The 23,422-nt window shown below is 50.5% G+C and carries 19 protein-coding genes and 1 tRNA gene; 9 read left to right on the top strand and 11 right to left on the bottom strand.

What is annotated here, in order from left to right:
* Window positions 1-99: 99 nt before the first annotated feature.
* The 3 genes from lysM to trmB form a co-directional block, all read right to left on the bottom strand.
* Window positions 100-543 carry a peptidoglycan-binding protein LysM gene (gene lysM, locus ACLPHM_RS09665; RefSeq protein ID WP_430221026.1) on the bottom strand — a complete coding sequence of 148 codons (444 nt, stop codon included), beginning with the start codon at window positions 541-543 and terminating at the stop codon, window positions 100-102.
* 98 nt (window positions 544-641) lie between these two features.
* Complete coding sequence (gene thiS, locus ACLPHM_RS09660; RefSeq protein WP_430221025.1) at window positions 642-842, bottom strand: sulfur carrier protein ThiS; 201 nt, start codon at window positions 840-842, stop codon at window positions 642-644.
* Window positions 843-871: 29 nt separating this feature from the next.
* Window positions 872-1,576, bottom strand: a complete 705-nt coding sequence (trmB, locus tag ACLPHM_RS09655) for a tRNA (guanosine(46)-N7)-methyltransferase TrmB (protein ID WP_135864189.1) — start codon at window positions 1,574-1,576, stop codon at window positions 872-874.
* A 121-nt stretch (window positions 1,577-1,697) separates the two neighbouring features.
* On the opposite strand from trmB, the gene ACLPHM_RS09650 reads away from it, so the two are divergent.
* A tRNA-Gly gene (locus ACLPHM_RS09650) sits at window positions 1,698-1,771 on the top strand.
* Window positions 1,772-1,987: 216 nt separating this feature from the next.
* Here ACLPHM_RS09650 and ACLPHM_RS09645 read toward each other — a convergent pair.
* Window positions 1,988-2,413 (bottom strand): hypothetical protein, encoded by a 426-nt coding sequence (locus ACLPHM_RS09645; RefSeq protein WP_430221024.1) that lies wholly within the window; start codon window positions 2,411-2,413, stop codon window positions 1,988-1,990.
* 505 nt (window positions 2,414-2,918) lie between these two features.
* Here ACLPHM_RS09645 and ACLPHM_RS09640 point away from each other — a divergent pair.
* Window positions 2,919-3,974, top strand: a complete 1,056-nt coding sequence (locus ACLPHM_RS09640; protein ID WP_430221023.1) for a DUF72 domain-containing protein — start codon at window positions 2,919-2,921, stop codon at window positions 3,972-3,974.
* A 67-nt stretch (window positions 3,975-4,041) separates the two neighbouring features.
* Here ACLPHM_RS09640 and ACLPHM_RS09635 read toward each other — a convergent pair whose 3' ends face one another.
* The 5 genes from ACLPHM_RS09635 to ACLPHM_RS09615 all read right to left on the bottom strand — a co-directional run bounded on the left by ACLPHM_RS09635 (window position 4,042) and on the right by ACLPHM_RS09615 (window position 10,221).
* Window positions 4,042-4,470, bottom strand: a complete 429-nt coding sequence (locus tag ACLPHM_RS09635; protein ID WP_430221022.1) for a hypothetical protein — start codon at window positions 4,468-4,470, stop codon at window positions 4,042-4,044.
* A gap of 40 nt (window positions 4,471-4,510) precedes the next feature.
* A complete protein-coding gene (locus tag ACLPHM_RS09630) occupies window positions 4,511-4,963 on the bottom strand; it encodes an energy transducer TonB (RefSeq protein ID WP_430221020.1) in 453 nt (150 codons plus the stop codon).
* Window positions 4,964-5,132: 169 nt separating this feature from the next.
* Window positions 5,133-8,495, bottom strand: a complete 3,363-nt coding sequence (locus ACLPHM_RS09625; RefSeq protein WP_430221019.1) for an autotransporter family protein — start codon at window positions 8,493-8,495, stop codon at window positions 5,133-5,135.
* Window positions 8,496-8,907: 412 nt separating this feature from the next.
* Window positions 8,908-9,552: a hypothetical protein gene (locus ACLPHM_RS09620; protein WP_430221018.1), complete on the bottom strand. Its 645-nt coding sequence runs from the start codon at window positions 9,550-9,552 to the stop codon at window positions 8,908-8,910.
* 153 nt (window positions 9,553-9,705) lie between these two features.
* The gene (locus tag ACLPHM_RS09615; RefSeq protein ID WP_430221017.1) at window positions 9,706-10,221 is read right to left on the bottom strand and encodes a MarR family winged helix-turn-helix transcriptional regulator; all 516 of its coding nucleotides are present in this window, start codon (window positions 10,219-10,221) and stop codon (window positions 9,706-9,708) included.
* A 162-nt stretch (window positions 10,222-10,383) separates the two neighbouring features.
* On the opposite strand from ACLPHM_RS09615, the gene ACLPHM_RS09610 reads away from it, so the two are divergent.
* From ACLPHM_RS09610 to ACLPHM_RS09600, 3 genes are all read left to right on the top strand, one after another.
* Complete coding sequence (locus ACLPHM_RS09610; protein ID WP_430221016.1) at window positions 10,384-10,890, top strand: sigma-70 family RNA polymerase sigma factor; 507 nt, start codon at window positions 10,384-10,386, stop codon at window positions 10,888-10,890.
* 84 nt (window positions 10,891-10,974) lie between these two features.
* Entirely contained in the window at window positions 10,975-11,967 is a 993-nt protein-coding gene (locus ACLPHM_RS09605; protein WP_430221015.1) for a FecR family protein, read from the top strand.
* 270 nt (window positions 11,968-12,237) lie between these two features.
* On the top strand, window positions 12,238-14,673 hold the full coding sequence (locus ACLPHM_RS09600; RefSeq protein ID WP_430221014.1) for a TonB-dependent siderophore receptor: 2,436 nt from the start codon (window positions 12,238-12,240) through the stop codon (window positions 14,671-14,673).
* A gap of 3 nt (window positions 14,674-14,676) precedes the next feature.
* On the opposite strand, the gene ACLPHM_RS09595 is transcribed toward ACLPHM_RS09600, so the two are convergent.
* Window positions 14,677-15,330: a hypothetical protein gene (locus tag ACLPHM_RS09595; RefSeq protein WP_430221013.1), complete on the bottom strand. Its 654-nt coding sequence runs from the start codon at window positions 15,328-15,330 to the stop codon at window positions 14,677-14,679.
* Between the two features lie 384 nt (window positions 15,331-15,714).
* Here ACLPHM_RS09595 and ACLPHM_RS09590 point away from each other — a divergent pair, with 384 nt between their 5' ends.
* Window positions 15,715-16,959 (top strand): MFS transporter, encoded by a 1,245-nt coding sequence (locus ACLPHM_RS09590; RefSeq protein WP_430221012.1) that lies wholly within the window; start codon window positions 15,715-15,717, stop codon window positions 16,957-16,959.
* A gap of 75 nt (window positions 16,960-17,034) precedes the next feature.
* Here ACLPHM_RS09590 and ACLPHM_RS09585 read toward each other — a convergent pair whose 3' ends face one another.
* Entirely contained in the window at window positions 17,035-18,867 is a 1,833-nt protein-coding gene (locus tag ACLPHM_RS09585; protein ID WP_430221011.1) for an ABC transporter ATP-binding protein, read from the bottom strand.
* 330 nt (window positions 18,868-19,197) lie between these two features.
* Here ACLPHM_RS09585 and ACLPHM_RS09580 point away from each other — a divergent pair, with 330 nt between their 5' ends.
* The 3 genes from ACLPHM_RS09580 (at window position 19,198) to ACLPHM_RS09570 (ending at window position 23,304) form a co-directional block, all read left to right on the top strand.
* Complete coding sequence (locus ACLPHM_RS09580; protein ID WP_430221010.1) at window positions 19,198-20,367, top strand: benzoate/H(+) symporter BenE family transporter; 1,170 nt, start codon at window positions 19,198-19,200, stop codon at window positions 20,365-20,367.
* 164 nt (window positions 20,368-20,531) lie between these two features.
* Window positions 20,532-21,329, top strand: coding sequence for an EamA family transporter (locus ACLPHM_RS09575; RefSeq protein ID WP_430221388.1), 798 nt, complete (start codon window positions 20,532-20,534; stop codon window positions 21,327-21,329).
* 475 nt (window positions 21,330-21,804) lie between these two features.
* A complete protein-coding gene (locus ACLPHM_RS09570) occupies window positions 21,805-23,304 on the top strand; it encodes a nucleobase:cation symporter-2 family protein (RefSeq protein ID WP_430221009.1) in 1,500 nt (499 codons plus the stop codon).
* Window positions 23,305-23,422: the final 118 nt, after the last annotated feature.

Genomic DNA, 23,422 nt, shown 5'->3' with positions numbered 1-23,422 from the left:
CGTTTATGCGAGGTTCGCGTAAACGGCCTTGTTTATAACGAGTAGCAGGCGTCAATAACGTACGTATTCGTGCGACTATTTAGAGCCGACTGTCTGAACTTAGAGTTCAGGAATACGCAGCACTTGGCCTGGATAGATTTTGTCTGGGTGGCTCAGCATAGGTTTGTTGGCTTCAAAAATACGGTTGTATTCGTTGCCTTTACCTTTACCGTAAGCAGTTTCGGCAATTTTCCACAGCGTATCGCCTTTTTGTACGGTAACCATACGAGCAGCCGTAGCGGGGGCAGTAACGGTCAGTTTGTTATCCACACCTGCAACGCCCAAGGTGTTACCCAGTGCTAATACGATTTTTTCAGCGGCTTCAGTTGTTGCAGCAGTACCGGAAACAGTGACGGTGTCGCCGTTCACACTAATATCCAGCCCGTCGGCATCCAGTTGGTGCTTGGCGAGTTCTTTATGTAATTCATCAGGGGTAGCGGCTTTGGCATCGCTAGCACCCAACAGTTTCTCGCCTACACTTTTCAGAAAGCTTAGTACGCTCATGGTGTCTGTCCTTGTGGTGAATAAAGCAAAGAGCCTTCATTATTCACCACAAATGTGTAACAGACATGGCGCTGATTGTTAACGATTGTGAGACCGGCTTAACCGCCGCCCACAGCCACCACAATTTCCAGTTGATCGCCGTCGTTCAGTTGGTGTGTCGCATGCTGACTTTTGGGAACAATGTCGCCGTTGATCTCAACAGCAATGCGTTTGCCTACGTAATCCAGTTCCTGCAACAACTCCAGCACAGTGCAGGGAGTCTGTAACGGGCGGGTTTCACCATTTAACGTAATATTCATCGGTGTAGCTCGTCAAAAAGGATGCGCAATTAAATGCGGCGGAAAATCAGATCCCACACGCCATGTCCTAAGCGCAAGCCACGGGCTTCGAACTTGGTGAGGGGGCGGTAATCAGGCCTTTCAGCAAAACCGTCGCTAGTATTTTGCAGCAGCGGCTCGGCAGACAATACTTCCAGCATCTGGTGAGCGTAGTGTTCCCAGTCAGTTGCACAGTGGATGTAGCCACCTTTGGCCAGACGGGTGCTCAGCAGATTGATAAAAGGCGATTGAACTAGCCTGCGCTTGTGGTGACGCTTTTTGGGCCAAGGGTCAGGGAAATAAATATGTACCCCAGCGAGGCTATCGGGTTCGATCATATCACGCACCACTTCCACAGCATCATGCTGGATGATACGGATATTCGAGACTTTATTGTCATCAATACGGCGTAGCAACGAGCACACACCCGCATCGTAAACCTCAACACCCAAGAAGTCGTCTTGAGGGCGTTGTTGGGCAATGCTAAGTGTGGTTTCACCCATCCCGAAACCGATTTCTAGAATCAGAGGCGCTTCGCGTTTGTAGACGGTAGCCGGTTGCAGGATGTTGTTGCGGTAGTCTATAGACCAAAGCGGCTTCAGGCGTTCCAACGCCAATTGCTGATTTGGAGTGATATGAGAGCGGTGGTGTACAAAGCTCTTGATGTGGCCGTGAGGCGACTCAGGGCTATCGTTGTCTTGGGTGTCGTGTGTCATGGTGTTCGGTATAGGGGGGTAAGCCAGCACTAAAAAAATCTTGGTACTTTGTCAGTGCGGCGGTATACTTTGCTGCTTAGACAAAGTCTCTATTTTACGCAGCATTGCGTCATATCACCATGCGGGTGTAGTTCAATGGTAGAACGGCAGCTTCCCAAGCTGCATACGAGGGTTCGATTCCCTTCACCCGCTCCAGAATTCTGAAAAGGCCCAAACTTCGGTTTGGGCCTTTTTGTTAGCTTCTTTGCTGCGTTCCTTCTGTACACCCTTTTGGGGTTACCGACCCTGCTCTGATCTCAATAAGACTATACCGAATTAATCATCATGCTATGAGAGTGGTGTGCGGTTTAATTTTTATCTATATTTAAGATTGTTTTTTAAATGAAATAGATTTTATTTGGTTGTTTTGTGTTATCTGTTTTTGTATAAATAATATAATTCACACATTGGGTTTATTTCATCTATTTTTTTGTACTTAAAGCTTAGGCTGTAATCTCCAGTTGATTGTCTTAAGGTCATGGAGTTTTCGTTTATTTCAACTATCTCTAGTGTTTGAGCATTTTCTCCACTCCCTATTTCTATATATTTTTCATCTTTAATTGAGTATGTGGATGATTCGGGTTTTTCATTTGATCTTGTTTCGCAATTGAAAGGATGCAAGATTGTCTCACCGTTTTCTCTTATATCAACCACATTGGCAATTCCATTTTTTAATGGATGCATTGCCCAAATTCCGACTATTTCCTCTGATATATTTGTTGTTTTAGCGTTGGCTTTTATGGTTGCGAAAGATGATAAAAGGATAGATGTAATAAGTATTGTGATGGTTTTTTTCATTGTGCTTGACTTGTTATGTGTTGGGTGTTGAGGTTTTGGTTTTTTATTCTACTAGGGTTTGTAGTGGTATGCGATGAATCTGGTGTTTTTTAAAAAAATATAGACTAAAGTATATGAGGTATTTTGTGGTTTAATTGTGTTGGTAAATTTTTGTGATGTTTATGTTTTATTTATTAATAAATTTTCAATTAAATAGTGAAATTTGTTTTTCTTTGTAAAGTCTTACTATTGATGTCTAGGAATGTATGATGGTTTTTGCGCTATGAAAAAATAAGAAGAAAAGCTCTTCCTATTAGGTATTCGTTATCTTTCGTTGACATTGTGGGAGTATGGAAGAAATTATTGTGCAAACGAGGGGGGTAACTCTGATGAACCTACGTACAGCACATGTTTGAGATGTAATAATGTGACTTATCCCGGATACCCCTTTTAGTGCACTTCTTGCTGTGATAGCACAGCTTTGGTACGGTGGTATTCACGCTTAATTCAGTACCCGTAGACCAGTATGCAAGACGACCTTTTCGGCAATGCGCTGCCGTTGCCCGAGACCACCGCCGCTACGCCGGCGACTTCACGTAAGAAACCTACAACTGCCGCACGCAAAGGCACAGCCAAAGTGCTGCCTGCTCCGGCAGCACAAGAGTGGGAATCGCTTGCGCAGCAACTTCCTGAACAACTGCGCTTCGGTGTTTCTACCTGGTCATACCCTGGCTGGGATGGACTGATATGGGATGGCGATTACGACCCTAGTGTGCTGTCTAAGCATGGCCTAGGGGCCTATCATCAGCATCCGCTGTTACGTACGGTATGTATTGATCGCACGTTTTGGCGTCCGTTAACGGCCAGTCAGTATGCGGCGTATGCCGGGCAGGTGAGTGATGATTTTCGCTTTGTGGTGAAATGCCCCGCCAGTATTACCGATGCTCAGGTGCGTAGTGAAGAGGGTAGGTCGCGCGAGCTGAATCCTAGTTTTCTTGATCCGTCATTGGCCATACGAGATTTTGTGCGGCCAGCGCTTGAAGGGTTACGGGACAAGTTGGGTGTGCTGGTGTTTCAGTTAAGCCCTTTGCCTTTGAGTTGGTTGACCAGCACCGCTGAACTGTTTGAAAAAATGGGTCATATGTTGACGGCGGTTCGAGAAGAGTTATCTGGGTGTGACTACGTGGTTGTCGCCGTCGAAGTACGCGACCCCGAACTGCTAGGGCAAGCCTTGGTAGACACGCTAAAAGCGAATGGAGCCACGTTCTGTCTAGGTCTGCACGGGAAAATGCCACCTATAGAAGCGCAACTACCTATACTGCGCGCATTATGGCCGGGGCCGTTGGTGTGCCGGTGGAGTTTGAACCGTATTTTTGGTGCGTATGGCTATGCGGATGCGCAGAAAAAGCACGATCCTTTTGATGCCATTCTCAGCGAGGATGAGCCTACACGAGCAGTATTAGCGCGTACGATTCGTGGGATTACTGGGGCAGGGCAGCCTGCTTACGTGACCATCAGCAACGATGCCGAGGGCAGTGCGCCGTTGTCCATTCAGAAGTTGGCGCAGGCGATTACAACGTAGTGCCTGTTTGCTTCATCATCATTGAGGACTTCTGTGCCAGCATGATTGAGTGGTGTCTTGCTAGGCGCTATGCAGTCGCGATGCGCTGAATCTTTAAATGGTGCGACAGCTCCCTAACGATCAGCAGATAACTAAAAAAGTTCGTATCGTCGGGAAACTCACCGTCTTTCATGGGGCTACCCGACACCACATCGGCCATCCGGTTAAAGAGGCGTTCTAGCTCAAGTTGGCTAAGTGTCTGCTCGTCACCCGTCCTACGCGCTATGTCTTGCAGATAAGCATCGGCACAGACTTGCTGCGAAGCCGTTTGCAGTAGTTCAGGCATGGACTCAATGTGATCTTCTACCGTGGCGATCGCCATCTCTACTTCGTAGGGCGTTGGGGGCGTGTGGTGGAAGCATTGTTGCGCAAGCGTGCGATAACCAATGCCTAAAGAGAGCGCTGGCTGTGTGAACCGGATCTGGTCTGCATCAATGGTAAAAGTCGCATTGCTCATGGCCGCTTCCATCGCAAAAGTAGGGGTGAAGATACAGTGGTTATCGTTTTTCCGCTGGTTTTGACAGCGACTTCAGGAACTCAGCAAACTCATCAGCAGCAGGCGACGGTTTGACCTTGGGTCGGGCAGTAGGTGGGGTATAGGGGTTAGGGGATGGGGTGTCGAGGTGGAAATCAATAGGTACTGCAAAGGCTACGCTGTCTTGAGCAGCCATTTCCTCAGGGAAGGGAGGAAATTGTCTAACCCGTCTAATAGCGTTAAGTACAGCACTGTCTAAGTCTCGATTTCCTGCGGATTCAGCGAGTTCAAGTGACTCTATAGAGCCATCACGCTTTACCGTTAGATGTACCACTACTTTACCCGAGGCACCTGCGGTGCGGGCGTTAGCGGGGTAGCTTACATTTCTGGAAATGAGTGAACGAACCTGATGTTGCCATCTCTGCTCTGCTGCAGGGGATTGTGGAGCAGAGGCGTGTGCTGCAAGCGGAAGCATGCAGAGCGAGAGGAAGCAGGCGTATAGCCAATGTCTGATTCGTGTGGAAGCGTTGCCCATGACTACCTTCAGAATAAAAACAGGGAGAAAGTACGATAGCTTACTTTCTCCCTGATTAAAAATATAGCGTGTGGGTGTCTTCCGCAACCTGAAATTAGGCTGTATTTGCTTACCAGCGATACCCCACTTTCAGCATGCCGCCGTAACCGCGTTGGCTATGGCTGCCTGTCTGACCGAAAAGGTGGCCAGAAATGTCTACGCGTTGGCTAAGTTGGCCTTGTACCCCAAGTTTTAATTCCAGAGCATTGCGGGACGGTTGTGCGTCCAGCGTGTTGTTACCCATGCGTACGGATGCGGTATCACCGCTGTACAGCCAGTTGGCTTCTATAAAAGGCAAGAGCGTAGCGTGGCTGGCGTCTGGCTTGGCATGTGGGTAGAGTCTGACACCCACACGGGTGTTCCAGTTGTCGTTGTTACCGCTACGCATTCTGGTGCCTTGTAGGGTGACATCGTTGGCATCGTAGTTGCTGTAGGTGACTTGGGCATGAGGTTCTACCACCATATTGCCTAGTGCAGAGTCAGCAGAAAAAGGCTGGAAGGCATAGCCAGACTCTACCGAGGCAGTCCAGATGTTTGAGTGATAACTGGCTGAACCTAACTCACTGTTTAGGCGGTTAGAGTAGCGACCATATTGCAGCCAAACATCCCCATACGCACCTAAGCGCGTGCTGTCGTTTTGGTAAATAGTGCCGTACATACCTACTGAATAACCCGAGACTTTACCCTTGGCACGTACCCGTGAGGTTTTGCCGGTTTTGGGCGCGCGCATGGTAGAGGTGGAGTGGGTTTGGGTGTCGCCGTAACCCGCCATGACGCCTACGTACAGCGCGCCATCGGTGCTCACAGAGTGACGTAGCAGGTCGCCGCCTAGTTGCAACATTGTGCTGTCGGTTTTGATGCGCACGTTGCCTTCAGACATGCGCAAACCGCTGTCGTGACGAGCTTGTGCGCGTGCCCACATGCGACGGCCATCACTCAGGTCCACCGAGTCATTACTGACGGATGATCTGTCGTGCAGTGAGTGCATGAACAGACGCGTAGCGGCTAGTTGGTTGCCTATGTAAGCACCACTTTCCGGTGATACGTTCTTAGCGCCTGGGCCTACCGGTGGAATGACTGGTGGCTTAATAGGAGGCTCCGGCTTTATGGGAGGTTCAGGTTTTACTGGTGGTTCAGGGTCCACCGGCGGCTCTGGGTCTACAGGTGGTTCGGGGTCTACGGGTGGTGTGTATTCCGATGTCAGATACCAGTCGTTTTCCGTGCCGCCATTACCGCCTCGTATTAGGCTGTAGTCATAGCCATTGACCGCTACCGTGGTAGTGCTGGAGCGATAGCCGGTAGAGCCGCTGTCCAAGTGAAAGGCGTCGGTAGTGGTAGTGCCGCCATTGATGGTTTCTACGAGTCGTATACCTTCAAGGGTTTGGCCACCAGAACCGCCCGCATTGCGTACGCGCAAAGCGGTGTTGCCAGAAGTGGTTCCGCCATCAATGATGAGTTTATCGGTAGGGGAGTTATCATCGCCCAGCTTGGTGTTCATCACCAGTGTGCCGCCACCTACATAGTTTTTAACCGTCAGTGTTTTGAAGTTGCCGCTGGCACCGGGGGAAACAAAAGCTACTACGCCGGTATTGTTGAGGGAGTCCAGAGTGGAGTTGCCGCGTACATTCCACGTGCTAGATTGATCCACGCTTAGGCTATTAATACGGCCAGTCCCGCGCTCTCGTAGTGCGCCTGTGAGAGTGGAGTGGTCTTTGAGGGAAATGTCGATGACACCGCTATCCATCAGCACATCACCAGTGAGGGTGGCTTTGGTAGCGTCTAGGTCTACTTGGCCAGTTTCTAGGTCAGTAGATACACCACCGCTGGTGACGGTCAGGGCGCGAGCGTGCAACAGTATGCCATCATCTTCCACGCCACCGGTGCGGGCAGTGATGCTGGCATTATCTAGAGTGATGTTGTGATTACCACCTGTAAGCAATAAGCCAGCGCCATCTTGCGTGCTGATACTAGAGCCATTGGTTAGAGAGAAAGCATTTGTGAAATCAGCGACGGTGACGTAGCTCCATATACCGCGTGCGTCTACGCCAGATACATCAATTTTGGTGTTGTCCAAATTGATGATGGTGCGGTTGCTCATGGCCAGACCGCTCGCGCCATCGCCAGAGGTTGTGACGGTGGTGTTGCGGGTGGTAAGTTTTGAGTTGGTGCCACTGGCAAATAAGCCGTATGCGCCATCACCGTGTGTGGTGATAGAGCTATCTTCTAAATGAATTTCAGCACCAGAAATACGAGTGAGAGCTCCCACGGCGCTATTGCCAAAGGTTTCTATCTGCACGTTTTTGGTTTTAATGGTGGCAGAAGAACCGTACTCTCTAGACACATACAACCCATAGCCGTTGGTTGCTTGGGTGGTAATTTTTCCATCTTCTAAGGTGACGTGACCGGCTCGGTTGTCAATGCCCATATGAGAGACGTTAATCTCAAAATTCTTGGCTTTTAACGAAGTCCCAACTGATGGTAGCCATACACCGGTTCCTTCTACTGTTCCGAAGGCTGAAATAGAAACGTTTTCAAGCGTAGCAGAGGCATTTTTGGCATTTATATCAATGCCATAGAGGAAACCACCGTTGGAGACTAGCTTTGTGTTCTTTAGTGTGGCGGAGGCTCCTTGGTTTCCGGAAAGTGAACCTAGATACAGTGCAGTACTGGCTGATGTAATAGAGCCGCCATCCATGTCGAATTTGCCGCTTTGTAGTTGTACACCGAGGCCATTTTGGGCTTCTAGGTGAGTGTCGCGTAGTGATAAGAGAGCATTCGCGCCATAAACAAGTATGGCTTGTGTAGAGTTTCCGCTAACCTTCACGTTGACGTTTTCTAATGTGGCTTTGCCTGAGTCTGTAATATAAACGCCATGGGCTGAGTAAGCGCTAGTAGTAATGTCTAGATTCTTGGCTATTACGTTTGAGTTCGTGCCCTCAACTCTGATGCCGCTGGATTGGTTGTCGGCGGTAGTTATATGGCCGCCATTGAGTTCAATGCGCCCCCCTTTTTGGGCAAGAACACCATATGAGAATGAGCCTTGGGTGGAAATATCGGTGTTGGTTGCTGTGATCAGGCTGTCTGTGCCTGTGGCGAGCAAACCATGCATACCTTGGTTCGAGCCTGCCGTTTTGATGGTGCTATTGGCTAGTGATATTTTGCCGCCCATTTTTGCCTGTGCACCAATACCTTGATTGCTGGTGTTGATGGTGATTTGATCGGCGGTCAGGCTATTACCTGCAACAGAAACATCAATAGCAGCGCCATAACCTGCAAAGGTTACGGTGTCGCCAGGGTCTAAGGTGCGGTGTGTGCTGCCGGTGGGGTCGTCCACAATAATCTGGCCAAGGTCGGCAGCCCACGCTATGGATGCTACCGAGGGCAGAGATGCGGCAAGCAGGCCCATCATGATGGGGCTTAATCGTATTGGCATAGGGTTCTCTGTCTGGTCGAGCCGTATCCTGATCAGGATTGGAGACCTTGCAATAAAGCAGTGCGGATAAAAGGCTCTAGGGTGAATAAATACCCATGATCTAAAAATCTTTAGGGCTGAAACATGAGCCTGATCTCAAATATCCATCAGAGCTTTCGCAAAGAGAGTTTGAGCGCACCGTAAAGGTACGTAGAGCACAGCTGTGTTGGCTGCGTGAGTGATGATGTTATTGACGTGTGGTGTTGTAGTGATGGTGCTGATGCGAAATAGCATGTGGCTCCTGTGTTATGAGCTGCATAGCGCTAATAGGTCTGGGCGTTAAGCTAAGGTAGCTCGCAGCTCTAGGGGGCGAAAAAGACCCAGAGCTTGAGCTGGGTCTTGATCGTTAAAAACAGAGGGCACGAGTGACTGTTTAGTTGGTTTGCTGTGCTAGCCACGCATCATGTAGCCACTTTTCCGTTTGGCGTTTACCGGGAAAGCTAATCCAGACGATGTCGCGCTCAAAGACCATAGGTTGTTCATCGGCTCCTACGATGACCCAAAACCAGCGCCCATCTGCTAAGTTGCGTGCCTTCACTTTCATGCCAGTTAAGGTCAGCGTTTGTGGTGTTCCGTTTTGTTCTACAGTGAGCGGCTCATCATGGGGATCAATCCAGCTAATTTCCATGCGCGGCAGTAAATCTGGCGCATGCTCTTGTAAAAAAGCGCGCGCGATTTGTTCGCTTTTTTCGCGGGAGGGCAGGGGCTGGTTGACTAATTCCAGTGACATATTGCTAAAGCCTTTAAGCGTACCGTCGGCAGCGATCACGGTACTGAAGTGTTCGCCGCCTAGCTCACTGTTACGGCCATCTGTACGGCTATAGCGAGTAAGTACCGCCGTTTCACCATCTACCTGAACCGTTTGCTGTAGGGTTTGGGTGTGCGTGGAGGGGATGGTGAATGTAGAGTGTGGTGTGGTCATGGTGTGTTCCTGAATAAAAGGGGTAGTGGCAAAACTAGGGCTGCTGAGTAGTAAGTAGGCCAGGGCTAGAGGCAATAACGGTTTAGATAGGGTCATAGAGGCTCCGGTTGCGAAGAACAGCAAAGATCATTTATGTGTTGTGCTACCTATCTCCAGGTGAGTTATTTAATATAAGTAGCTAGCTTTGTAGCTTGCTACATAAGTGGGAAATAAAAAATAAACAGTCATAATGCCTAGGGCTACGAACGCTTAGTGTGCTGCGGTGAGTTTCATGCGCTTTAGTGCAGGGCCAACTTTAAGCATCATTTTGTTGAGTAGTGCCAGTTCGTCTGCCGTAAAGTCGCTCATGAAGTTGGCTACCCATTCATAGTGTTTGGGTAGGGCAGCGTTTAAGGCGTCTTCCCCCTGTGTGGTTAGGCGCACGACAGAGATTCGGCCATCTTTGGGGTCGGGGTGTTTGCTGCACAAGCCCGAGGCTTCCATTTTGTTAATGGCACGTGTCATGGTTTGAGAAGCCACCGCTACACCACTGGCAAGCTCCCCAATAGTCAGACCTTCAGGATTACGCTTGAGCAGTAACAGTACAAAAAAAGGCGTTTGCGATAAACCGTGTGTAGCCAGATTAGCTTCGAAGGCTGCCAACATTTCGTCGGTGGCAGATGCCCAGACTAACCATGTATGCAGGCTTTCCACACTGGGGTTGCCGTACTGTTTCCCGAATTGCTCTAGGGTTTCACGAGAGGGAAGGTCTTTAAGTTCAAACATGATGTCAATAAATAGGTAGCTTGCTACATATTATTGGTGGTGTGGTGTGTGTAGTCAAGTAGCACAGAGGGTGGCTGACTGTTGTAAAACCGTTCTTCTTAAAACAATAATGAGAATCATTGCTAATATATCGGCTTTTGCATTGCTCAGATTCGGTTTCCTATGTCACGTTCATCCGCGCCTAAGAAAGGTTGGCTCGCTCACTATGGTGAGCTGGTGGCGGTATGGACGCGCTGGTCGGGTAATAGGCAAGATGCAGAAGATGCCGCACAAGATGCGGTAGTGCGGGTGTTGGAAAACGATCCCAGTACTCTGGTGAATGCACGCGCTTACTTGCATCGTAGTGTGCATAATCGTTTGGTGGATGGCTATAGGCGTTCGGGTGTGTTGGATGTGGTGCCCTTACACGAGTTGGACGAGGCCGAGCACCCCTTACTCACCGACCCTGATGCGCAAGCCAGAACTTCAGAGCTATTGGCTTCTTTGAAAGTGGCACTGGCGCAGTTACCGTTGAAATGCCGCCAAGTGTTTTTACTGCACCGATTAGAGGGCTATACCCAAGAGGAAATTGCCGCCAAGCTCGGTATTTCCGTCAGTATGGTAGAAAAATATATGATTCGGGCTAGCAGGCATCTTAGGAAAGAGTTACAAAATCATGCGCCACATTAAGTCAGGTTTTTTAGTCACTCGTACGTCTTACTTAATGAAGGGCTGAAATCCTACTGATGGTTATCCATCGGCATCCTGCTTGTTATGCATACAGAAAACACTACTACTCCTGACGATATTCAAGACGCTGCTGCTTACTGGTTTGCTCGCGTGCATTCCGGTAATTTCACGGTGGCTGAACGTGAGCGTTTTATGGCGTGGCGTAGCGCGAATCCCAAGCATGAACAGGAATATAGAGCGTTAGATCAGATTTGGCAGGCCACTGGCATGCTGCCAGAGGATGAGTTGCGTGCGTTGCTGGAAGTGCCAGAGTCTTCAGCACAGAAACGAGTAGGTAGACGTCAGTGGTTGGTAGGGGCTGGAGCCGTCTGTGCTGCGGCGGTAGTGGGGGGCGTTGCCGTGCATCACTACGGTGTGTTGGACGCCACTACCGATGTTTTGCAGTATGCGACGGCGCAAGGTGAACAGCGCAAAGTCCAGCTGCCGGATAGTTCCGTCATCGAAATGAACGTGAACACCGAGCTGACGGTGCAGTATTACGCCAGCCGTCGCGTGATAGCGCTCGCACAAGGCGAGGCGACTTTCGAGGTAGTGTCTAATTCAGAACGGCCTTTTATTGTGGATGCGGGCGATACCAGTGTGCGGGTTACGGGCACCGTGTTTAATGTGAGGCGAGAACCGGATCGTGTAGCGGTTGCGGTGCAGTCGGGTTCTGTAGAGGTAACAACAGGGCGGTGGTGGAGTAGGGATGAGGCCATGTTAACGGCCGATATGGTGGCAGAAGTGCAGGCCAATCGTTCCCTCTATGTAGAGCGTGCCGATGTGGGCGTACTGACAGCATGGCGTCAGGGCAAAGTGGTGTTTAGAGACCAGCCTTTAGACGATGTGGTGCGAGAAATGAACCGTTATTTACGCCACCCCATTCATCTGACGGATAGCCGGTTAAAGCCCCTGCGTATGGCAGGCGTGTTTAATATTCAGGATGCCGAAGGGTTTTTGCAGGCCTTGCAAACCCATCTGCCGGTCGTGGTGGTGCAGCGACCAGACGGCAGTGTGAACCTCGCGTTACTGCGTTAACGCCACAACGTTGTTGAGCGGTCAGCGTGACCGCATCATGGTTGCACGAGCAAGGGCATCAGTTATCTTTTTTGTTCATACACCATTAATTCTTAATAAGAATCGTTGTTGTTACAACTTTTTTTAAGAATTAGGTGAGGGTTTAGCAAGGTTCATCCGTCTCACAGAGTGAAGAGGGTGTTCTTGTGTGTTGAGCCACCTCTTCCAGGATCCTTTGGCCAAAGGGATAGAGCGTCTACACGCTAGGCATATGTACCAGGAACAATTCTCGTGATTGATAGGAAGACCACCGCTGCTCGTTTAACGGGAAGCTCAAACCACTCAGCAGTAATTTTTTCTGCAACGCTACGTCGTTTGACGGTTGCTGTTTCTTTGGCGGTATGTGGTGTTGCACCACAGGCGTATGCACAGACTGCGGCAACACAAATTCATATTCAGCAGCAATCGTTAAGTGATGCGTTGCTGCAATTAGGGCAGCAAACGTCGCTGCAGTTTATTTATGCCTCGGATTTGGTGCGCGGCTATTCGGCGCAGCCCATCAACGGCACCATGTCGCCGGAAGAGGCGCTGCGACGTTTGTTAGCAGGCACGGGGATTGAGTATTCGCGTGAAGGCAATACCATTAATTTGTGGCGACCTACTGACTCCACCACGCAGCTTAAATCCATCACCGTGACAGGCCGTTCATTGGCAACCACGGAAGACACGGGCTCGTATGCGGCGCGTGACGTCACCATAGGTAAGTCGGCACAGTCGTTGCGTGAGATTCCGCAATCGGTGTCGGTGATGACCAGAACGCAGATGGATGACCAAGGTTTTACCCGTGTGGCCGATGCGCTGAACTATGTCACGGGTATACGCAGTAGCAGCTATTCCGACACAGAGCTGTTTACCAGCCGCGGTTTCAATACCAATATTCAGTACGACGGCGTACCTACACAGCAAGGGGCTTTAGGCCCAGGGGTGCCGCATCAAGATTTGGCCATTTATGATCGCTTGGAAGTGCTACGTGGCCCTTCTGGTTTGCTGACGGGGTCAGGCGAACCAGGTGGTGCTATCAATATGGTGCGTAAACGCCCAACCGATGAGTTCAGGCTAGAGGGCGCAGTGGGTGTAGGCTCGTGGGATAACTACCGTGCCGAAGCGGATATATCAGGGCCTATGAACGAAAATGGCACCTTACGCGGTAGGTTGGTGGGTGTTTACCAAGACAAAAGCCAGTATTACACCTACGGTAAAAACAATCCGCAACTGCTGTATGGGGTGCTGGAATATGACCTAGGGCAGAACACTACCGTGGGCATCACGGGCTTATATAGCAAGATGAATTTCCGTGTGTTTAACGGTTTGCCTTTGTATGACGATGGCAGCCTGCCTGGCTATGACACATTTTTGGGCACCACCAAACTATCAGGTCACGAGACCTTTGAGCTAGGGGCTGATCTTAAGCATAGCTTTGGTGAGGGGTGGGAATTCAAGGCCAACTACAGCCATAAAGAAAACACCTACAAAGGCTATAGTGCGATGGCACTAACGCCAGTTTCGTTGGAAACGGGGCTAACCAGTGGTTGGGCTGGACGCATTAATAACACCTTTACGTGGGATCAACTGGATGCCAACGTGACAGGGCCATTCCAGTTGTTAGGGCGTGAGCACTTCGTGACCGTCGGCTATAACTGGGCGCGTTACGACACAACTAGCAGTTCTAGATTTAGTGCCTTCCCCGATTGGGATGCGTATAACGATTTTGACTATGGTGCTTTGGACTTGCCTTTGCTAAATAAGAGCCAAGACATCACCACGCAGTCTGGGTTGTATGCCTCTACACGTTTGTCCTTAACGGACAATCTGACAGCAGTAGTGGGTGGTCGTTGGAGTAATTACGACCTTAAAAGCAGAGACCTAAAACCAACGACGTCCCCTTGGGAAAAAAGTGATGCCAAAGCGGATAACAAGTTCACACCGTTTGCGGGTTTGGTCTTTGACGTGAACGAACAAATTTCGGTGTACGGTAGCTACGCTGAAACCTTTGTTCCGCAGTCGGATAGCGATTACAGCGGTAAAACGTTGGAACCCCGTAAAGGCTGGCAGATGGAAGCAGGGGTAAAAGGAGAATTTCTGGATGGTCGCTTAAATACTTCATTGGCTGTGTACCGATTACGCGATACCAACCGTGCCGTGGTGGACACCGATCACATAGGTTGCGGCAACTCGCCTACGGGTACGTGTTACCGGGGTTCAGGTTTGGTGCAGAGCCAAGGCTGGGAGTTTGAGGTTGTAGGTAGTCCACTGGCAGGGTGGGATTTAGGGGCTGGCTATACCTATACCGATGTGCGTGTGCGTGAAGACAGCGACCACGAAGTCGAAGGCCAGCGTTTTAACTCTAACCTGATTCCTAAACATCTGTTCCGTATGTGGACGCAGTATAAGTTTGCACCAGACGATTTTGGTGGTAGCTTACGTGGCTGGTCTGTAGGGGCTGGTGTGCAATCACAAAGCAACTTGTATACCAACTCGGTATATCAAGGCGGCTATACAACGGTATCAGCAAAGCTGGGCTACCAACCTAACAAGCACTGGGAAGCGCTGCTGGTTATTAATAACCTCTTCGACAAGCGCTACTTGGAAAGCGTAGGTCACGGTACGTTCTTGAACCTGTATGGCGCACCGCGTAATGCGATGCTGACGGTGAAGTACCGCTACTAAAACCTAAGTTGGTGCGTAGCGTAAGGCTTGGATGCTACGCACCGCTTTGGCACCCATACTAGACACTTGGCTGTGCGCATGCGCCGCACATAATTGTGCAATGGGTAGTAGATGTGCGGCAGGGCGTTTGATGATTTCATGTGCCAGCGCTTCACTTAGGTAAAAGTTCTCACTGGTGGCTAGGCGTTGCAGCAAAGCAAGGTCGTGTAAGTCTACAGACGGCAATAGCGAGGGCAGCAGGTCTTCTGCCTCATCATCGTCCGAATCCAATAACTCCGTGATCAGCTCGCTTAGCGCGCTTTGGTCGTTTGCCAAAGGGCTAAGTGCAGGGTGCAGATCGCTACTTTCTTGCTCGGTGTGCAGTGCCTGTAAAACGGCAGCCAGAAAGTCGCTAGAGCTCGCAAATACCACGCGTGAATCATCGTCGTGCGACAAGTAATACACGCTGCCAGCCAGAGGGCCGGTGGTAATCAACAAATGGTGATTGCTGGTACCTAGGTCGTCCAGTACGTACCCGCCAAACAGTTGAACGGCTGGGTGAAAAGAAAACTCTTCACTGTATTCTTGCACCGCAATGGGCGATAGCAATGTCGTATGGCGGTAGTCGCCGTCGCTAAGAAGGTGGAAGTAGGCACTAAGTAGAGGGGGGTACGACATAGACTGTGCAGTGTTCGCATATGCAAAAGACGTCTATGAATTATACGGTGGGCGGGTGGGCGAATCAGGCTTTTGCGCGCTTAGGTTTACCCCTTGAAACGAAAGAGAGGCTACGCGCAGTAGATAGGTGGTTGCTAGGCGCGTATAGTGAAACCTCTAGACTCAACGCTACACCTCTACCGTTATGCGACATGGGCACTGTGTTATTGGCCCACTATTCAACATCGAATATCCCTTTTTATCGTTAGTTATCGCTACTTTTGAGTAATGCGATAGGTTTTGCTATGGCTACGTCAATGCAGGGGGAGGTCTGACTATATGGATATCGGCTAGAGGCAGCGCCATGAAAACGAGACGAACAGAGACGTAGACAGGAGGACGCCAATGCAGGATAAAAGTACGGCAAGGGCAATCAGCTATACGTTATTGGCAACGGCATTTTTTATTGGATTCTTTAATCGCTTTGCTCCCGCCACATTTGCCGCTCCTATAGGTAATAGCTTAGGGCTAGAGGCTACCGCCTTGGGTGGTTTGGCAGCTATGCATTTCTGGGTGTACACCGTGATGCAGGTACCAGCGGGTTTGGTGATAGACCGCTTTGGGATACGTTTACCGGCTGCGCTAGGTACATTGCTCACAGGCGTGGGGGCGGTCATTTTGAGCCTGGCACAAAGCTATAGCGTGGCATTGTTAGGCCCGTTACTCGTAGGGTTGGGGATGTCGCTGGTGTTTGTCGCGGTGATGAAAAGCAATGCGATCTGGTTTGACGGACGCCAGTTTGGCTTGGTCACAGGGGTAACACTATTAATAGGTACCTTGGGTTCTATCGTGTCGGAAGCGCCAGCCAGGCTCTTGTTAGCGTTTACGGATTGGCGTGTGATCTTCATGGCGCTGGGCGTGTTGACGCTGATTGTGGCGGTACTAATCGTGCTGAGCTGGCGCGCCCCTGCTGGGTATAGCGATAGCATGCAGCCTGCGGGGCCAGCCGGGCAAAACGTATTACGTCGTGAGCTATGGTTAGATGTACTAAAAAGCCGCCAGCTATGGCTGCTCTTAGTGGCTATTGCGGGTACGAATGGCACGTTTTATGCGTTTGCTGGCTTATGGGGTACCCATTTATTAAGCGATGGCTATGGTTTGTCTGGGGCGTCGGCATCGTTGGTGTTAACGCTGGCGCTAGTGCCATACGGGCTATGTTCTCCATTGGTGGGTAAGCTCTCTGACAGTTGGCGCACACGTAAGCACTTTATTTGGCTGTCGTCATTATTGAATGTCGCCGCGTGGCTATGGCTGCTGTGTGGGCCAGATGTGGGTTTTGCTGCGAGCCTAGTGTGTTTTTTAGTCTTGGGATTATCCAGTGGTGCACAGGTAACGGTAGCGTTTGCAGCAGCCAAAGAGAGTGTGCCTGCGGCTGTGGCTGGCTCGGCTATCGCGTTGGTGAATATGGGTGTGTTTTTAGTGACCGCTATTGTGCAAACCGTATATGGCTGGTTAATAGCGTCGGCCGCTACCGACGGCACATCGGTCTACGTCATGGCGTTATGGTTGCCTGCGGGGATCAGTGTGTTAGGTTTTGTGGCGGCGTTAGGGGTAAGGGAAACCTATCCTGAGCCAGAGGCAAAACACTAAGCCACGTTGTTTATCATGATGATGGCTATGGCTATAAAAAAGGCCCCAACGATGGGGCCTTTTTAGTCACGCTACTTACTCGTCTTGCGCTAAGAAACCACCGCTTTGGTGATGCCACAGTCGGGCGTATACACCGTTTAGTTTCAGCAATTCGGCATGACTGCCTTGCTCGATGATGTGACCTTGATCCATCACTATCAGTCTGTCCATCGCTGCAATGGTAGATAAACGGTGCGCAATAGCGATTACCGTTTTGCCTGCCATAACTTCATTCAAGCTGTCTTGAATGGCGATTTCTACTTCTGAGTCCAGCGCACTGGTGGCCTCATCCAACAGTAGGATAGGGGCGTTTTTCAGCATCACACGAGCAATGGCAATACGCTGACGTTGGCCACCAGACAGTTTTACACCGCGCTCACCCACCATGGTGTCGTAGCCGGTTTTACCGTGTTGATCACTAAGCTGTTGGATGAACTCATCGGCTTGAGCACGAATAGCTGCTGCGCGAATGTCTTCGTCCGTGGCATCAGGGTGACCGTAGGCAATGTTGTCGCGAATAGAACGGTGCAGCAACGACGTATCTTGCGTCACCATACCAATCGCACTACGCAAACTGTCTTGGGTAACGGTAGCGATGTTTTGGTTATCAATGCGTATTTGACCGCTGTCCACATCGTAAAAACGTAGCAGCAGATTAATCAGCGTTGATTTACCCGCACCAGATCGTCCCACCAAGCCGATTTTTTCACCGGGTTTGATGTCTAGGCTAAGGTTATCTAATACTTGGCGTTCGCCGTTGTAGTTGAAGCTGACTTGATCAAAGACGACTTCACCACGTTTCACGTTGAGCGCAGGCGCATTAGGCGCATCTTGTACGGCAGCCGCACGGGTCAGCGTCGCTAAACCGTCTTGCACCGTACCGATGTTTTCAAACAGCGATGCCATTTGCCACATAATCCAGTGCGACATACCGTTCACACGTACCGCCATAGCGGTAACAGCGGCCACTGCACCTGTACCGATTTCACCGTGATGCCAGAGCAGCAAGGCATAACCCCCCGCGCTAGCAATCAGGGAGGCGACCAAAATTTGGTTCACGATTTCAAACATACTGATCAGGCGCATTTGCCTATAGCCAGTTTCTTGAAAGTCCTCCATTGCCGAGCGTGCAAACAGAGCTTCACGTTTGGTGTGCGAGAACAGTTTGACGGTGGTGATGTTGGAGTACGCATCGGTGATACGGCCAGTCATGGACGAGCGCGCATGTGCTTGCTCAGCGCCGACTTTGCCTAAGCGCGGCACGAAATACCACATGGTTAGGCCAAAGGCGACTATCCACGCCACAAACGGAATCATCAGGCGTACATCAAACCCAGCTGTTAGTGCCAGAATGGTTAAGAAATACACCCCTATGCCCAGCACGATTTCGCTGAAGGTAAAGAGCACCTCACGTACAGCCAAAGCGGTTTGCATGACTTTAGTGGTCACGCGGCCCGCAAACTCGTCCGAGAAAAAGGACATGCTTTGGCGCAACATCAGGCGGTGGAAGTTCCAACGCAACCGTAAGGGGAAGTTAATCGCCAAGGTTTGATGCTGTATGAAGGTGTGTAGGGCAACCAGTATGACGCTACCTGCCAGCACAGCACCTATGCTCCACAGCACGGTTTGTTCATGGCTAGAAAGCGGCTCGCCAGCCTGCCACACCGATAGCAAATCGACGACTTGGCCTAAAAAGGCAAATAGCCATGCCTCAAAAATAGAGACGCTGGCGCTAAAAAGGGCCAATAAGGCGAGGTATTTGCGCGAACCCTGCGTGCAATACCAAAGGAACGGAACTAAGCCCTTAGGTGGGACTTGGCTTTCCGTAGGGGGGAAAGGGTCAACTAGACCCTCAAAGCGACGTAACACAATAACGCTCCGAAAGGGTAAGACGGAATTTTCAACAGTGGTCATCACCCAGATAAGGCGAGGACGTAAGGGGTTGGTTTCAGCCTGGCTGGTTAGCGAGGTTGGTGAGGTAAATGATAAAAGGAATGGCGGCCTAGTCACGTACCACGAAGGGGCACAAGCCGCAGGGACTCAGCAGGCCCCTAAAAAGTATTTTTGGAATTAGACCAAGTAGTCTATATCCAGATGCATGAAACGCGCAAAAGAAATCCGCAAAATGTCGTGTTTTCGCTAAGGCTAAAAGATAGGTGTACAGTACTGACGACGAAGAATAAAAGAGAGAGACTGTAGATGAAGAATTGGTCGTTGTCGGCATGGGTAGCCGGCTTTTTGGCTGTGTTGATTTCCTATTGCGGGCCGTTGGTAATTTTTATTCAGGCAGCGCACGTAGGTGGCTTTTCATCAGAAATGTTGAGCTCGTGGATTTGGGCAATTTCCATTGGGTCGGGCGTGAGTGGTTTGGCGCTGAGTTTATGGTTGCGTATGCCCGTGATTACGGCATGGACGGCACCCGGTACGGCACTGCTGATTAATCTATTCCCAGAAATTTCCATGGCAGAAGTAGTGGGGGCGTATTTCAGTGCGGCGGTGATTACGGCTGTGATTGGCGTCACCGGCTATTTTGAGCGCATTGTGCAGTACATCCCCAAGGGGATTGCGGCAGCCATGATGGCGGGGATTTTGTTCCAGTTCGGTGTACAAGCCTTTCAGGCCAGTATGGATTTGCCGTCGGTCGTATTTGCGATGCTGGGTGTGTATTTGATTAGCAAACGTTTGTGGCCTAGCTACACGGTGATTTTGGTCGCCATTACTGGGTTTTTGCTGGCGTATCTGCAAGGCCATACGCAGTTAGATACCTTAAGGCTGGAGTGGGGCACACCTATTTTCACCATGCCTGAATTCTCGTTAAAAGTGTTCTTTAGCTTCACCATACCGTTGGTGGTGGTAAGCCTCACAGGGCAGTTTTTACCCGGAATGGTGGTGATGCGCTTGGCGGGTTACAACGCGCCGTCACGTGCCGTGGTAACGGGTGCTGGGCTAGCGTCTATGGTGGTGGCGTTTTTTGGTGGTATTACCATTGTGTTGGCGGCAATCACTGCGGCATTATGTACTGGCAAAGAAAGCCATGCGGATCCAGAAAAGCGCTACGTGGCGGGTATTGCTAGCGGGGTGGTCTACCTGATTGGTGGCACGCTGGCAGGCAGTATTGTGCTGATTTTTTCGGCTATACCGGCGGCGTTAGTGTCTGCCTTGGCTGGTCTGGCCTTAATCGGTGCGATTGTGGCCAATATTCGGTTGTTAGCCGATGACCTGACGTATATAGAACCCTCCGTCATTACTTTCTTGGTGACGACATCTGGCATGTCGCTGGGCGGTTTAGGGTCGGCGTTTTGGGGCGTAGTGATAGGATTAATCGCGTATTGGGTACTCAGAATGGGCCGAGTCACCAAACGGTCGTGAAATACCGCCTAAAACTGTTGTTCTACCGTTCTGTCGCTGGCATGAGTCTTGTGCGCTCATGCACAATGGTTATTTAGTTTTCTTTGATGGTTGTTGTGTTGAATAAACCTACTGCATCGCCTGTGTCGGTGCCATTATTTGCGATTGGTGTGTTATTGGTGGCGATGGCCTCGCTACAGTTTGGGGCAACGCTCGCAAAGAGTATGTTTCCGACCGTGGGGGCGTTGGGCACAACGACGTTACGTCTAGCCGTGGGTGCGATGCTGATGATGCTAGTGCTGCGACCATGGCGTACACCCGTGTCAGGCCGTGGGCAATTCAAAGCTTTGTTAGCGTATGGCGTGTCGCTGGGCATGATGAATATGCTGTTCTATACCTCGCTGTCTACGATCCCGCTGGGTATTGCCGTGTCGTTGGAGTTCTTAGGGCCATTGATTGTGGCCTTGGCAGGCTCTAGACGAGTGCGCGATATTGTGTGGGTGGTGATAGCTGCCAGTGGTTTGATTTTGCTATTGCCCAGCGTAAGCGGGGTAGACCTAGACCCTGTAGGTATGTTGTTCGCGTTGGCGGCAGGTGGCTGCTGGGCGCTGTATATTGTGTTTGGTAAGAAGGCGGGGTCTGCCTACGGCACGTCTACCGCTGCATGGGGCACGTTAATTGCGACCTTGGTGGTGCTACCAGTAGGTGTGTGGACGGCAGGCTCAACGCTGTTAAATGCCTCGTTAATCCCTGTGGCCTTAGCGGTGGGGGTGCTGTCTACAGCTATCCCCTTTACCTTAGAGGTAATGGCCTTAACACGTATGCCTGCTAGTGTGTTTGGCATGATGCTGAGTTTAGAGCCTGCTTTTGCGGCGTTGTTTGGCCTGCTCTTTTTGCACGAGCAGTTGCAAGGCTTGCAGTGGTTGGGTATCGCTGCAGTGATTGTGGCCTCTGCCGGAGCCGCCATGAGTTCTAGGCGCTAAACTAGTATCTGGAAAAGGAAGGGCGATAGCTTGATAAGGAGGTCAGGCTAGAGTGGTAACAAGGCAGTCTGGCGGGCAATAACATATTTTTTTTACGTCTACTAGATGGGCAATACCCCTAAGGGCTAAAAAAAGCAGAAAAACGTGGTGTATTCATCACGGTCTATAGACGCTAAGCCCCATTTCATCGGGTCTATCAGCAAATGCAAGAAAACGCGTCGAGGCTATAAGCGTTTGCATATTCCACTTATCAAACCGTACCACCTTTCGGTGATATCACCCTTCCTTTAACTTTATGCGTGTGCTGCTAGACATCGCAGCATGTGCAGGCTGTGGTTGTGTAGGTCGCAACCTAATAAGGGACAACACAACAAGCCCAACAGCCTGACCGACTCTCTAAACCTGTTTGACTGCAATAGGCCATTTCTGGGGATATGTAGGGAGTCTGAAACGTATATTAAAAAGGAGACCCTAGATGTCAGCTCAAACAGAGAAAAGTCAGCCTGTTGATTGTGGTGGTGTAGATGAGCGATTGCCGCTAGGTAGTCTGGCTACGCTGGGCATTCAACACGTGATGGTCATGTACGCAGGAGCAGTGGCAGTGCCGTTGATTATCGGTGCTGCGCTGGGTCTGACCAAAGAGCAGATTGCTTTGTTGATTAATGCAGATTTGTTGTGCTGTGGTCTGATCACCATTATCCAAGCGCGTGGGGTTGGCGTGTTTGGTATTAAGTTACCTGTGATGATGGGTGTGTCGTTCGCGGCAGTGAGCCCCATGATTGCGATTGGTCTGGATCCAAGTCTAGGGTTGACGGGGATTTTCGGGGCCACCATTTTGGCCGGTATTTTCAGCATTCTGATTGCGCCTATATTTAGCCGCATGATGGGGCTATTCCCGCCAGTTGTCACTGGCATCATCATTACCGTGATTGGTATTACCTTGATGCGTGTGGGTTTGGAGTGGGTAGGGGGCGGTAAGCCGCAAATCCTAGACCAAGTCACCGGTCAAATGATTGCCAACCCAGAATACGGTTCTATGCAGAACTTGGGTACGGCACTGATCGTGTTGTTGATCATCTTGGGGATCACCAAATTCGCTAAAGGCTTCTTGTCTAACGTGGCCGTATTGATCGGGTTGCTGGCAGGTTTCTTTATCGCACTGGCTCAAGGTCGCATTAACTTTGATGGGTTGGGCGATGCAAGCTGGGTAGCCATTGTGAAGCCGTTTGCTTTCGGTGTGCCTACATTGAGCTGGAGCTTGTTGGGTGCAGCAGCAATCTTGTCCTTGATCATGGTGGTAATCATGGTGGAATCGCTGGGCATGTTCTTGGCACTGGGTTCTATTTGTGGTCGTCCTCCTAGCCGTGAAGACTTGGTACGTGGCTTGTCTACGGACGGTCTGGGTACGCTGATTGGTGGTGTGATGAACACCTTCCCACACAGCTCGTTCTCGCAAAATGTGGGTTTGGTGAGTGTGACCGGTGTGCGTAGTCGTTGGGTATGTGTGATGGGTGGTGTGTTCCTGATTGCCCTAGGCTTGTTCCCGAAAATGGCATTCATTGTGGCCTCTATCCCTAACTACGTGTTGGGTGGTGCCGGGATCGTGATGTTCGGTATGGTGGCATCCACAGGGATCAAAATCCTGATGTCTGCCGATCTGAACAGCAACCGCTACAACCCTTACATCGTAGCGATCAGCTTGGGTATGGGCATGATTCCTCTGGTGGCTGAGCACTTGCTGGACAAAATGCCTAGCGTACTGGCTCCGTTGCTGCACAGTGGTATTTTGTTGGCTGCGGTATCGGCGATCTCATTGAACCTGTTCTTCAATGGCATTAACCGCCTAGAGCGTCGCAAAGAAGAAAACAGTGCACCCGCAGCGATTGCTGCACCGACTACTGAAGTAGGGCAGGCTGGGCCTAGACTGGTCACGCAAGAGCCGTCCTCTACACAGCAGCTGGCTTCACAGCACTAAACGAAAACACATAGAAGGCTGTCCGGTGGGCAGCCTTCTTGCTTTGGTGGCTAGCCCATCTAAGGGTTAACGCCCAGCCACCACTGTTTTGGTAATCAAAGGAAAGTAAACACGACGA

The organism is Paenalcaligenes sp. Me131, from assembly GCF_050487225.1.
Taxonomy (GTDB): Bacteria; Pseudomonadota; Gammaproteobacteria; order Burkholderiales; family Burkholderiaceae_B; genus Paenalcaligenes.
The sequence above is the reverse complement of the archived record's forward strand: the minus strand, read 5'-3'. Positions and strand labels throughout refer to the sequence as shown.